The organism is Mesorhizobium sp. M8A.F.Ca.ET.181.01.1.1 (assembly GCF_004792025.1).
In the GTDB taxonomy this organism is placed as follows: Bacteria; Pseudomonadota; Alphaproteobacteria; order Rhizobiales; family Rhizobiaceae; genus Mesorhizobium.
In genome coordinates, this window is the sequence record NZ_SRTV01000001.1 from 619,999 (window position 1) to 632,451 (window position 12,453).

General features: G+C 63.3%; 10 protein-coding genes. 7 read left to right on the forward strand and 3 right to left on the reverse strand.

Annotated features, from left to right (window positions below):
- Positions 1-164: 164 nt before the first annotated feature.
- The 3 genes from EN824_RS03075 to EN824_RS03085 are packed head-to-tail and all read left to right on the forward strand — an operon-like array spanning position 165 to position 4,747.
- A complete protein-coding gene (locus EN824_RS03075) occupies positions 165-1,199 on the forward strand; it encodes an ABC transporter permease (protein ID WP_127277963.1) in 1,035 nt (344 codons plus the stop codon).
- Positions 1,200-1,210: 11 nt separating this feature from the next.
- Positions 1,211-2,368, forward strand: coding sequence for an ABC transporter permease (locus EN824_RS03080; protein ID WP_127277962.1), 1,158 nt, complete (start codon positions 1,211-1,213; stop codon positions 2,366-2,368).
- A gap of 48 nt (positions 2,369-2,416) precedes the next feature.
- Complete coding sequence (locus EN824_RS03085) at positions 2,417-4,747, forward strand: ABC transporter ATP-binding protein (RefSeq protein ID WP_135931884.1); 2,331 nt, start codon at positions 2,417-2,419, stop codon at positions 4,745-4,747.
- Positions 4,748-4,760: 13 nt separating this feature from the next.
- Here the strand turns inward: EN824_RS03085 and EN824_RS03090 are convergent, their stop codons facing one another.
- Entirely contained in the window at positions 4,761-5,351 is a 591-nt protein-coding gene (locus EN824_RS03090; protein WP_127277960.1) for a transglycosylase SLT domain-containing protein, read from the reverse strand.
- A 216-nt stretch (positions 5,352-5,567) separates the two neighbouring features.
- Here EN824_RS03090 and EN824_RS03095 point away from each other — a divergent pair, with 216 nt between their 5' ends.
- Both EN824_RS03095 and EN824_RS03100 read left to right on the forward strand, forming a co-directional pair.
- Positions 5,568-7,106, forward strand: a complete 1,539-nt coding sequence (locus EN824_RS03095) for a trimethylamine methyltransferase family protein (protein WP_127277959.1) — start codon at positions 5,568-5,570, stop codon at positions 7,104-7,106.
- A 69-nt stretch (positions 7,107-7,175) separates the two neighbouring features.
- Positions 7,176-9,617: an FAD-dependent oxidoreductase gene (locus tag EN824_RS03100; RefSeq protein ID WP_135931885.1), complete on the forward strand. Its 2,442-nt coding sequence runs from the start codon at positions 7,176-7,178 to the stop codon at positions 9,615-9,617.
- A 22-nt stretch (positions 9,618-9,639) separates the two neighbouring features.
- Here the strand turns inward: EN824_RS03100 and EN824_RS03105 are convergent, their stop codons facing one another.
- A complete protein-coding gene (locus EN824_RS03105) occupies positions 9,640-10,035 on the reverse strand; it encodes a DoxX family protein (protein WP_135866296.1) in 396 nt (131 codons plus the stop codon).
- Between the two features lie 200 nt (positions 10,036-10,235).
- Between EN824_RS03105 and EN824_RS03110 the strand changes: the two genes are divergently transcribed.
- Positions 10,236-10,724, forward strand: coding sequence for a hypothetical protein (locus EN824_RS03110; RefSeq protein ID WP_135931886.1), 489 nt, complete (start codon positions 10,236-10,238; stop codon positions 10,722-10,724).
- Positions 10,725-10,766: 42 nt separating this feature from the next.
- On the opposite strand, the gene EN824_RS03115 is transcribed toward EN824_RS03110, so the two are convergent.
- Positions 10,767-11,543 carry a VOC family protein gene (locus tag EN824_RS03115; protein ID WP_127279321.1) on the reverse strand — a complete coding sequence of 259 codons (777 nt, stop codon included), beginning with the start codon at positions 11,541-11,543 and terminating at the stop codon, positions 10,767-10,769.
- Between the two features lie 177 nt (positions 11,544-11,720).
- Here EN824_RS03115 and EN824_RS03120 point away from each other — a divergent pair, with 177 nt between their 5' ends.
- Positions 11,721-12,452: a gamma-glutamylcyclotransferase gene (locus tag EN824_RS03120; protein ID WP_127279322.1), complete on the forward strand. Its 732-nt coding sequence runs from the start codon at positions 11,721-11,723 to the stop codon at positions 12,450-12,452.
- The last annotated feature ends 1 nt before the right edge of the window (position 12,453 follow it).

The following is a 12,453-nucleotide window of genomic DNA, read 5'->3' on the forward strand; positions in this document are numbered from 1 at the left end:
CATTGCAGGTTCGTCCGCAAAAAATACGGACTCACCCGGGAAGGCCATGCAATAAAAACAGGGTTGATCGCATTCGAGGGCCTGTTTGACGGCCAGTCCGCCGGTGACGGCAGGCGAGGCTTTGAAGCCGGCTCAAAACCCAACCCCATCGGCAGGGGGCCGCCATGCTTTCTTTCGTTCTCAGGCGTCTCGGCACCATGGCATTGACGATGCTGTGCCTGACGATGATCGTCTTCTTCCTGATCAACCTCGAACCCAATCTGAAGAAGCTGGCGATCAGCCAGACGGAAATGCACACTTCGGCCGAACAGCTGGAGGACTGGCTGATCAACCATGGCTACCGGCAGAATTTCTTCGTCCGCTACGGACAGTGGCTGGGCCTGCTGCCCAAGCAGCCGGTGACCGACCCGGCGACCGGCAAGCCGACGCAGCGTTTCACTTTCTGCAACGATCCGGCCGTACCAACTTTCTCCGGCGTCCTCGAAGGGGATTTCGGTTGCTCGACCAAGTTCAAGACGACCGTCGCCTCCAAGCTGTTCCCGGCACTTGGCGCGACCGGGATCCTGATGTTCTGTGTGTTGGCGGTGATGGTGCCGGTATCGCTCTTGATCGGCATCCTGGCCGGCATGCGCGAGGGGTCGCGAACCGACCGCGTGCTTTCGGTGGCCTCGATCGCCTCGACGGCGACGCCGGAATATGTGTCGGGGGTCATCTTCACCGTCATCTTCGCCTCATGGCTCGGCTGGTTGAACGGCTCGGCCGCGTCGGCCAGCCAGGGCATCACCTTCTACAATTTCACCCTGCCGGTGATGACGCTGGCGATCTACGGCATCGGCTACATCGCCCGCATGACTCGTGCCTCAATGGTCGAGGTGATGACGCAGCAATATATCCGCACCGCCCGGTTGAAGGGTATTTCCTTCGGCGGCGTGGTGGTGAAACATGCGCTGCGCAACGCGCTGATCGCACCATTCACCGTCATCATGCTGCAATTTCCCTGGCTGCTCACCGGCGTCGTCATCGTCGAGGTGATGTTCCGCTACCAGGGCTTCGGCTATACGCTGGTCGAGGCCGCCGGCAACAACGACATCGATCTTCTGCTGGGCTGTTCGCTGGTCTCGGTGTTCATCGTCTTGATCACGCAGCTCATTTCCGACGTCGGCTACGCATTCCTCAATCCGCGCATCCGGGTTCAGTAGGGAGAAGGCGCATGCAAGCTCAATATATCGGCGCCTCCACCATCATCCTCGAAGTGCTGTGGCGCTTCTGGCCGGTCTGGGTCGCGCTTTTCATCGTCATGGGAGCGAGCTTCCTCTACAGGAAGAAGCTGGCGCTCTATGGCCAGCTGTTCGACAGCGGCGTCGGCATCGTCGGCGTCGGCATCTGCCTGTTCTGGCTGTTCACGGCGATCTTCGCCTCGACCATCTCGCCCTTCGATCCGCTTGGCCAGATCCCGATCATGAAGGACACGCTGCCCGGCGCCATCGAACCGCAATCGGGGCTTGTCTATCTCTTCGGCGGCGACAAGCTGGCACGCGACGTGTTTTCGCGTATGGTCTATGGCAGCCAGATCGTGCTGATCATTGCGCCGGCGGCGACCGGCTTCGCGCTGATGGTCGGTATCACGCTTGGCCTGCCTGCCGGCTATTACGGCGGCAAGATCGACACGGTATTGTCGTTCCTGGCCAACCTCGTGCTGGCCTTCCCGGTGATCCTGCTGTTCTACCTGCTGGTGACGCCGGGCATCATGGACACGCCGATCCCCTATGCCATGGCCGGCGTGTTCTTCCTGTTTCCGATCATCTTCTTCAGCGTGTTGTTCTGGACACGCTACAAGAACCGGCCGGACCGGCTGTACATCCTGCTCGGCATCACCCTCATCGTCGGCGGCTGGATCTATCTTGGCCTCGTGTTCGACAAGGACCCGCTGCACATCGTCCACATCGATCCCAACCAGCTCAACATCTTCGTGGCGGTGGTGTTTGCCTCCAGCCCGGGCGTGTTCCGCATCGTGCGCGGCCTGGTGATGGATATCAAGACGCGCGACTATGTGGCCGCGGCGCAGACGCGCGGTGAATCGCCCTGGTACATCATGCTGTGGGAGATCCTGCCCAATGCACGCGGACCGCTGATCGTCGATGCCTGCCTGCGCATCGGCTACACCACCATCCTGCTCGGCACGCTGGGCTATTTCGGCCTCGGCCTGGCACCGGAAAGCCCCGACTGGGGCACGGCGATCAAGGATGCCAGCCGGCTGCTGCGCTCCTTCATCCATCCGGCGCTGCCGCCGACGATCGCGCTGATGTCGTTCGTGCTGGGGCTCAACCTGTTGGCCGACTCGCTGCGTGAACAATCGATGAAAGACTGATTGACGGGCCTTGACCCGCGTCTGGTACAATTTGGATTGGAGCGACCCATGAACGAGGCAGTTCGAAATCCCGCCAAGCCGACCAGTGGGCCGATCATCGAGATCGAGAACCTGTCGATCTCCTTTTTCACCCGCAAGGGCGAGATACCGGCGGTGATGGATTTTTCCTGCACGGTCATGCCCGGCGAGGCGATGGGCATCGTCGGTGAATCCGGCTGCGGCAAGTCGACCGTGTCGCTCGGCATCATGCGCGACCTGTCCAACATCGGGAAGATCGTCGGCGGCAGGATCAAGTTCCAGGGCAAGGACATGGGCGAGCTCTCCGACGAGGAGCTGCGCGCCATCCGCGGCAACAAGATCGCCATGATCTACCAGGAGCCGATGGCCAGCCTCAATCCGGCGATGAAGGTCGGCCAGCAGTTGATGGAAGTGCCGCTGATCCACGACAAGGTGTCGAAGGAAGAGGCCTACAAACGCTCCCTCGAAATGGTGCGCGCGGTCAAGCTGCCCGATCCCGAGCGCATGATGCGCTCCTATCCGCACCAGCTCTCCGGCGGCCAGCAGCAGCGCATCGTCATTGCGATGGCGCTGCTGTCGAAGCCGGCGCTGCTTCTGCTCGACGAGCCGACCACCGCGCTCGACGTGACGGTTGAAGCGGGCATTGTCGATCTGGTCAAGGGTCTCGGCGAGAAGTTTGGCACCTCGATGATCTTCGTGTCGCACAATCTCGGCCTCATCCTGGAAACCTGCGACCGCATCACGGTGATGTATTCGGGCGAGGCGGTCGAGACCGGCAAGATCAAGGACGTGTTCGACCGGATGCGCCATCCCTATACGCAAGGGCTGTTCCGCTCGATCCCGCTGCCGGGCGCCGACAAAAATTCACGGCCGTTGATCTCCATCCCCGGCCAGTTGCCGCTGCCGCATGAGCGGCCGAAGGGCTGCAATTTCGGTCCGCGCTGTCACCATTTCGTCGAGGGCGTCTGCAACGCCGCCGAAATCCCGATGGTCGAAGTCGCCGGACACGAGGGCCATTTCTCGCGCTGCGTACGCTTCAACGAGATCGACTGGGAAGCGCTGCCGCCCGGCGCCAAGAAGGTCAACGAAAAGGTCGTGCCCGGCGCGCCGGTGCTCAAGATCGAGGATCTCAGGAAATACTACAAGGTCGGCGGCAGCGAGGTGTTCGGCTCGAGCGAGGGCCGCGTCGTCAAGGCCAACGAGACGATATCGTTCATGGCGCGCGAATCCGAGACGGTCGCCATCGTCGGCGAATCCGGCTGCGGAAAATCGACGCTGGCCAAGGTGCTGCTCGGACTTGAGACGGCAAGTGCCGGCACCGTGACGCTGGGCAACAAGCAAATCCAGTCGACCGGCATCGAGAGCCGCAGCGTCGACACCGTGTCGTCGATCCAGATGGTGTTCCAGAATCCGTTCGATACGCTCAACCCCAGCCATTCGGTCGGGTCGCAGATCATCCGCACGCTGGAAAAATTCAATATCGGAAAGACGGTCGCCGACCGGCGCAAGCGCATGCTGGAGCTGCTCGACCTGGTGAAGTTGCCGCGCGCCTTCGAGACCCGCAAGCCGCGCCAGCTTTCCGGCGGCCAGAAGCAGCGCATCGGCGTGGCGCGCGCCTTTGCCGGCGACGCCAAGGTTGTCGTGGCCGACGAGCCGGTTTCGGCCCTCGACGTTTCGGTGCAGGCGGCGGTGACCGAATTGCTGATGGACATCCAGCGCAAGAACAAGACGACGATGCTGTTCATCAGCCACGATCTGTCCGTCGTGCGCTACATCGCCGACCGCGTCGTCGTGATGTATCTCGGCTATATCGTCGAGCAGGGCACGACAGACCAGATCTTCGCGCCGCCCTATCATCCCTATACCGAGGCGCTGCTGTCGGCGATCCCGATTGCCGACACCAGCGTGGTGAAGAAGCACATCGTGCTGGAAGGCGACATCCCCTCGGCGATGAACCCGCCCACCGGCTGTCCGTTCCAGACCCGCTGCGGCTACAAGAAGCTGGTGCCCGACAATCTCTGCGAAACCAAGGTGCCGCCGGTGAAGAATCTCGGCGACGGCCATATGAGCCTGTGCTGGCTTTCCGACGACGTGCTCAAGACCATGGAGCCGGTCATCAAGTTCGACAAGGAACATGCCGCGCATGAGGGCGTGCCGGACGATGCGCACGGCACCGGACCGGGCTTGGCGGGGACAGCGCCCAACCGGCCGCGTGGCAAAAAGGGCAGCGCGGAAGCCGACCAGATCGGGGACGCCGCGGAGCAGGGCGAGGCGGGCATGCGAGCCCGTCGCCACGAAGTGCGCGACGAGGTTTCGGAGACCGGTGTTTCGAAGCCGAAAGACACGACGCGGCGGCACTAACCTGAAGCAGGTATCAGGAGCCGCATTGCCGTAGCTGCGCGTCATAGTCGCGGGCCATCTTGTCGGTGGCCCGGGCGTAACCCTGCACGCCGGCGTCGCCACGGTTGCCGCGGCCATAGGCGCTCCAGCCGAGATAGTAGGCGAGGTAGAGGTTGTAGGTGTCGTTGCGCGCGACGCCGTAGCTGTCGGCTGTCTTGGAATGATACCAGCCGACGAAATCGACGGCATCGGCGAATTTCGTCCGCCGTGCCGCCCAGTTGCCGGTTTCGCGCTGATATTGCGACCAGGTTCCGTCCAGTGCCTGCGAGAAGCCGGTAGCCGAGGAGACGTGCTTCCAGGGGATGAAGCCAAGCAGCTTGGTGCGCGGCGGCCGGGCGTTGCTCTTGAAGCCGGATTCCTTGCGTACGGTGGCCATCAGCACCGGCACCGGCACGCCGTATTTCCGCGACGAGCGCTCGGCGGCCGACTGCCAATTGTCGAACCAGCCGTCATTCTGGTCGAAGACGGCGCAGACATTGTTGATGTGGCTGGGCGCGGTGGCGCAAGCCGAAAGCGCCAACAGCGCGCAAACCGCAACAATTTTACTAAAACTCGACCTACGCATGGGAGGAGCAATAGGCCGAAATCATAAAGGGAATCTTGCTGCGGCCGTTAACGCTTCGTCGGCACGAGCAGATGAGAAAACATCATATCAATATTCCGACGCACACGGTCGCCTCTTATAAACTGGTGTCGAGAAAATGCCGCCTTGGCTAAAATCACGCCGGCAAACGGCGTATTTCTGACAGACCGGCCGCACTGCCGAAGCTTTGATGCCGGCATGACCGAACCAAGACGCAAGCGCGGCGCCGAGCGCACCAGCAACAGGGGGCCAGCGCCCATCGCGCAGCTGCCGCCCAGACGGGTGACGAATCCCTATCCGCCGATGGCGCTGTTGTCGTCTGACCAGATCGAGGCGATCCATCAGGCGTCGATGCACATATTGGAGAATTTCGGCATCGAGGTGATGAGCCGGAGGGCGCTGTCGCTGTTCGAGAAGGCCGGAGCCACGGTCGACCATGCGACGGCGAATGTGCGCGTCGATCGCGGCATGGTGGAAGAGGCGCTGAAGACGACGCGGACCACTTACACGCTGACACCGCGCAATCCGGCCAAGTCGATCCACCTCGGCGGCAATACCATTAATTTCACCTTGGTCGCCGGGCCGCCGAACGTGCACGACATGGAGCGCGGCCGTCGTGCCGGCAACCTGCGTGACTATGCCGATCTCACCCGGCTGGCGCAGCATTTCAACTGTATCCACATGCTCGGCAATCAGGTCTGCGCGCCGGTCGAGCTGCCGGCCAACTCACGCCATCTCGACACCTACTTCACCAATCTGACGCTGACCGACAAGAGTTTTCATGTCTCGGCGATCGGCCGGGGCAGGGCGCTGGATGGCATCGAGATGATGGCGATTTCGCGCGGGCTGACGCTGGATCAGATGCGCGACGATCCCGGTATCGCCACCATCATCTCGGTCAACTCGCCGCGCCGTTTCGACGAGATGATGGCCGAGGGGCTGGTGACGATGGCCGAATACGGCCAGTCGGTGGCGGTGACGCCGTTCACGCTGATGGGGGCGATGAGCCCGGTGACGCTGGCCGGCGCCCTGGCGCAGCAGAATGCCGAGGCGCTGTTCGGCGTGGTACTGACACAGCTCGTACGTCCGGGCGCGCCCGTCATGTACGGCGCCTTCACCTCCAATGTCGACATGAAGTCGGGCGCGCCGGCCTTCGGCACGCCTGAAAACACCAAGGCCAACATCGCCTCGGGGCAATTGGCGCGGCGTTACGGCCTGCCATACCGGACGACGCCCGGCTCGGCTTCCAACGCCGCCGATGCGCAAGGCGCCTATGAGACGCTGATGGCGCTCTGGGGCGCGGTGCTCGGCCACGGCAATCTCGTCTACCACGCCGCCGGTTGGCAGGAGGGCGGGCTGACGGCATCGTTCGAGAAATTCATCATCGACGTCGAGATGATCCAGCACATGATGGAGTTTTTGCGTCCGATCGTGGTCGACGAGGCCGAGCTTGCCGTCGAGGCACTGGGTGCGGTGCCGACAGGCGGCCATTTCTTCGGCGAGCCGCACACGCTGGAGCGCTATGCGACCGCCTTCTACCAGCCGATGCTGTCCAACTGGCAGAATTTCGAGGCCTGGCAGGAGGCCGGCGGCCTCGACGCGACGGCGCGCGCGACGCGGCTGTGGAAGAAGGCGCTTGAAGACTATGTCGAGCCGGCGATGGACATCGCCGTGCGCGAAGAGCTCGAGGCCTATGTGGCCAGACGCAAGGAAGCGATCGGGCAGGGCGAGCCGTGATTTCAGCGTCCGCTCTTCCCGTCTCGATTCATCTCACCCATCCAACTCATTGATATCAGAGAAAAATCCATGAAATCGCATGCAAAGGTCGTGGTCATTGGCGGCGGCGTCGTCGGATGTTCCGTGCTGTTCCATCTCGCCCGTCATGGCTGGACGGACATCGTGCTGCTGGAGCGCGACGAGCTGACGTCCGGCTCGACCTGGCACGCGGCCGGCGGCATGCACACGATCAATGGCGATCCCAATGTCGCCAAGCTGCAGAAATACACCATCAACCTCTACAAGGAGATCGAGGAGCTGTCCGGCCAGGCGACCGGCGTCCACCTGACCGGCGGCGTGCTTCTGGCTGCCACCGAGGCGCGGCTCGACTGGCTGCGCGGGGTCGTCGCCAAGGGCCGTTATCTCGGCATCGAGCTGGAGGAAATCTCGCCGAAAGAGGCGGCCGAACTGATGCCACTGCTCGACCCCAGCCAGTTCGTCGGCGCCGTCCGCAACAAGGAGGACGGCCACCTCGATCCCTCGGGCGTCACGCACGCCTATGCCAAGGCGGCGCGGAAGCTGGGCGCCGAGATCGAACGTTTCACCAAGGTGGAAGACATTGTGCGCCGTCCCGACGGGATGTGGCGCGTCATCACCAACAAGGGCGAGGTGGTGGCCGAGCATGTCGTCAATGCCGGCGGCCTGTGGGCGCGCGAGGTCGGCCGCATGGTCGGGCTCGAACTGCCGGTTCTGGCGATGGAACACATGTACCTGATCACCGAGGACATGCCGGAGGTCGCCGCCTGGAACGAGAAAACCGGCACCGAGATCATCCATGCGGTCGATTTCGACGGCGAGCTCTATCTGCGCCAGGAGCGCGGCGGCATGCTGATGGGCACCTACGAGAAGGCCAACAAACCGTGGTCCGAATTCTCCACGCCATGGAATTTCGGCCATGAATTGCTGGCGCCCGACATCGACCGTATCGCGCCGTCGCTCGAGGTTGGCTTCCGGCATTTCCCGGCTTTCCAGAACACCGGCATCAAGCAGATCATCAACGGGCCTTTCACCTTCGCGCCCGACGGCAATCCGCTGGTCGGGCCGGTGCGCGGCCTGCCGGGCTTCTGGGTCGCCTGCGGCGTGATGGCCGGCTTCAGCCAGGGCGGCGGCGTCGGCCTGGCGCTGTCCAACTGGATGATCGAGGGCGATCCCGGCGCCGACATATGGGCTATGGACGTGGCCCGCTACGGCGACTGGGCGACCATGGTCTACACCAACGCCAAGGTGCGCGAAAACTATTCCAGGCGCTTTTCGATCCGCTTCCCCAATGAGGAACTGCCCGCCGGGCGGCCACTGAAGACGACGCCGGTCTACGACCTGTTGTCGGCCAAGGGCGCGCAGTGGGGCGTCGCCTATGGGCTGGAGGTGCCGCTCTGGTACGCGCCGGAAGGCGTCAAGGACGAGTTCTCGTGGCGGCGCTCGAGCGACTTCACCCATGTCGCCGCCGAAGTGGCGGCGGTGCGCTCGGGCGTCGGCCTGTCGGAGATATCGAGCTTCGCCAAATACAAGGTGACCGGCGAGGGGGTCGCGGCATGGCTCGACCGGATGCTCGCCTGCAAGCTGCCGAAGCCCGGCCGCATGACCCTGGCGCCGATGCTGAAGGAAGACGGCAGGCTGATCGGCGATTTCACGCTGGCCAATCTGGGCGCCCAAGATCGGGAAGAAGCGGGCTGGTTCCTGGCCGGTTCCGGCATTGCCGAGCAATATCACATGCGCTGGTTCGAACAGCATCTGCCTGACGACGGCTCCGTCCACATCGAGGCGCTGGGGCAGAAGCTCACCGGCCTGTCGATCGCCGGTCCCAGAGCGAGGGACGTGCTGGCGAAAGCCACGCGCTCCGACATATCGAATGCGGCGTTTCCGTTCATGGCCATAGCTAGGATGGATGTCGGCATGGCGCCGTGCCTGGTCGGCCGGGTCAGCTACACCGGCGATCTCGGCTACGAGATCTGGGTGGCACCGGAATATCAGCGCGCCGCATATCAGGCGCTGATGGCGGCGGGAGAAGAGTTCGGCATCGGCCTGTTCGGCTCGCGCGCCCTTAACGCGCTGCGTCTGGAGAAGAACTACGGCTCATGGGGGCGCGAATACCGGCCGATCTACGGGCCGCTGGAGGCCGGGCTCGACCGTTTCGTCGCTTACGGCAAGGACGCGGATTTCATCGGCAAGGCGGCGGCGCTGGCCGAGCGCAAGCAGGGCGGCAAGCTCAGGCTGCGCGCCTTCATCGTCGACTCCGACGATGCCGACGTCATCGGCGATGAGCCGATCTGGTTCGGCGGCGCGGTGCGCGGCTGGGTGACGTCGGGCGGCTATGCCCATCATTCGAAGAAGTCGGTTGCCGTCGGCTATGTGCCGAAGGAGATCGCCGACGAGAGCCACGGCTTCGAGATAGAGCTACTCGGCAAGCGCCATGCGGCGCGCATGCAGGCGGCGCCGCTGTTCGATGCGAATTTCGAACGGATGCGGGGGTGAGGGCTCACCCCCACATGGGGGATCACGCGTTGCGGCGGTTGTCCAGCGCGAAGGCGCCGGCGCCGGCGAAGACCAGATAGAGGAAGATGAAGCAGAACGAGATCGCCGAATCGCCGCTGTTGTTGATGGGGAAGAAGTCGCGCGGATAGTGGGCCATGAAATAGGCGATCGCCATTTCGCCGGCCAGAAGGAACGCGACCGGGCGGGTGAAAAGGCCCAGCGCCAGCAGAACGCCGCCGGCGAATTCGAGGATACCGGCCGCTAGCGGCAGTCCGCTCAAGGCGGCGGCGGCGTGGTCGCTGGCTGGGAAATTGAACAGTTTCTGCGTGCCGTGCTCGACGAACTGCAGCGCGGTCATGATGCGCAGCGCGGCAAGCGCCTGCGGCTGGTATTTGGAGAGGCCATCGAAAAGCTTCATCTAAAACTCCATTTCAGCTTCCCGGCCGGCCATAGATTATCACCGGGCAACGGACCATTCACTTCCCCCGGCCTGCCATCAACAATTGGTGATTGGAAATGTTCCCCGGTCCGGCTTTTGATATTGTGCCCGCCAGGGTTGCAATTATATCGCTATGGTTGTATTGATTGTGAGTACTCCAGACATGTGGGTCCCTTGCCATGAAAAAAGTCGTCATCAGCCTGTTCGCAATCCTTATGGGCACCAGCCTCGCCATGGCCGAGGACGCCGGCTGCGAGGCTTTTAAATGGCCGGTGACGCGCGAACAGGCGCTGTTTGCAGAGGCACCCTCGACACCGTCCGGAGCGACGCTGGCGGTGGGGGCCGCCGCGGACCTGGCGCTGCTGCCGGCCGAAAAGGCCGGCTTCGCGGTGCCGCCCGAACGCGCCCCTGCGGAGGGCACGTTCGGCGCCGTTGCCAGCGTGGCGGTGCCGCCGGACGGCGCCATCCAGATCAGCCTGTCGGGCGAGGCCTGGATCGATGTCATCCAGGACGGCAAGGCCGTGAAATCGTCCGGCTATAGCGGCGTCAAGACTTGCCCCAGTGTCCGCAAGAGCGTGCGCTTCAAGCTGGCCGCCGGCACAGCCACTGTCCAGTTTAGCGGTGCCAAGAAGGCTGACCTGAAGGTCGCGGTATTGGCGCCGGAATGAGCCGACGCCAGCAAGCGTGATTTCAGCGGGTGGCGCGGACGCTTACCGCACCGGCGCCATCAAAGCGAAATGCGCGCCTTGCGGATCCTGGCATTGCACGACCCAGCTGCCTCCGGGAACCTCCATGGGTCCCATCAGGATCTTGCCGCCATTGTCGGTCACGCGTTTGGCCGCCGCGTCGATGCCGGTGACATTGAAATAGAACTGCCAGACCGGGACCGGAATCTGCTCGGGCTTGTTCATGATGCCGCCACCGGATTCAGGGCCGGCGGTAAAGGTCTGGTAGATGCCCATCGGCCCCATGTCGAATTCGCCGGCATTGGCCCAGCCGAACTGGCCGGAATAGAAATCGAACGCGGCCTTCCAATCGCTCGTGTAGAGTTCGTGCCAGCCGATATGGCCGGGCGTGCTGGCCGGCACGACGGGCTGGTCCGGACCGTTCGGCTGCAGGAACATGAAGGTGGCGCCTTGCGGATCGGCGACGACGGCGAAGCGGCCAACGCCTGGAATATCGTCGGGCCGGCGGTGAACGGCACCGCCTGCCTTTTCCAGTGACGCTGTTGCCGCGTCGACATCCCTGGCGTGGATATAGCCCAGCCATGCGGGCGGCATGCCCATCTTGGCCGCATCCTCGGGCATCGTCATCAGGCCGCCGACGCCACGCTCGCCGACATTCATGACGATATAGCGCGGCATGCCGGGCGCCTTGTCGAAGGGCTGCGCCGTCCAGCCGACCACGGTTGTGTAGAAAGCCTCCGCGGCGTCGAGGTCCGACGTCATTAGTTCGTACCAGAAGAAGGGCATCGGGGATTTTGGCATGGTCGGTCTCCTCACCGTTGTGCGCCGATCGTCGTTCGATCCATCCTAGGACGATCTCGACGACAGAAATCCGACATCTGGGCTAGAAATCGGGAACGGCAAGGCGCAGCCTTCTGGCAATCTTGCGTGCCTTGCGATTTTCGCCTTTGCTTGGCTTCGAAAAGGGGGGCTCGATCCATGCGGCAGATGTCACTTACAGCCGAGCTTGTTGCACTGTGCCATCGCGAGGAGGCCGATCCCGGGCCTAGCGGCAGCTGGACGCAACTGAGCGACGAGGATTTTCGGGACCTTTCGGCGCGGCTGTCCAATGAAGCCGATGCGGGGCCGCTATGGGTGTTCGCCTATGGCTCGCTGATCTGGAAGCCGGCTTTCGAGTCCGTCGAACGCCAGCGCGCCACCGCCCATGGCTGGCACCGCTCCTTCTGCATCGACATGGTCCGCTGGCGCGGCAGCGCCGCGCAGCCTGGACTGATGATGGCGCTCGAACGCGGCGGCCGATGCGATGGTGTGATCTATCGGTTACCGGAAGGGGAGAAGACTGCTCAGATCGAAAGACTGTTGCGGCGCGAGATCGACGATCATGAGAGCGTCGCTTCGGTCCGGTGGGTTCCGGTGCGTACCGCGCAAGGGCCGTTGCGGGCGCTGGGTTTCTGGGTCGGGGTGACGGGCAGAGGCACTTCGCTCGGGCAGCCGCTGGAAGCCGTGGCACGGGTGCTGGCGCGCGCCTGCGGCCATGTCGGCTCAGGCGCGGAATATCTTTACAACACGGTCAGCCATCTCGAGGAATTCGGCATCCGCGACCGCAATCTCTGGACGTTGCAGAAATTGGTCGCCGATGAGATCAGGTCGATCCATGGCATTGGCATGGACGGCGGCCATATCCTCGCGTCACCGCCGCCAATAACTTGAC

Bases quoted from the DNA above. Each gene is read 5' to 3' on its own strand.
- EN824_RS03105 (WP_135866296.1), bottom strand. From the start codon at position 10,035: ATGAAGCTTTTCGATGGCCTCTCCAAATACCAGCCGCAGGCGCTTGCC.
- EN824_RS03100 (WP_135931885.1), top strand. From the start codon at position 7,176: ATGAAATCGCATGCAAAGGTCGTGGTCATTGGCGGCGGCGTCGTCGGA.
- EN824_RS03085 (WP_135931884.1), top strand. From the start codon at position 2,417: ATGAACGAGGCAGTTCGAAATCCCGCCAAGCCGACCAGTGGGCCGATC.
- EN824_RS03080 (WP_127277962.1), top strand. From the start codon at position 1,211: ATGCAAGCTCAATATATCGGCGCCTCCACCATCATCCTCGAAGTGCTG.
- EN824_RS03075 (WP_127277963.1), top strand. From the start codon at position 165: ATGCTTTCTTTCGTTCTCAGGCGTCTCGGCACCATGGCATTGACGATG.
- EN824_RS03120 (WP_127279322.1), top strand. From the start codon at position 11,721: ATGCGGCAGATGTCACTTACAGCCGAGCTTGTTGCACTGTGCCATCGC.
- EN824_RS03090 (WP_127277960.1), bottom strand. From the start codon at position 5,351: ATGCGTAGGTCGAGTTTTAGTAAAATTGTTGCGGTTTGCGCGCTGTTG.
- EN824_RS03115 (WP_127279321.1), bottom strand. From the start codon at position 11,543: ATGCCAAAATCCCCGATGCCCTTCTTCTGGTACGAACTAATGACGTCG.
- EN824_RS03095 (WP_127277959.1), top strand. From the start codon at position 5,568: ATGACCGAACCAAGACGCAAGCGCGGCGCCGAGCGCACCAGCAACAGG.
- EN824_RS03110 (WP_135931886.1), top strand. From the start codon at position 10,236: ATGAAAAAAGTCGTCATCAGCCTGTTCGCAATCCTTATGGGCACCAGC.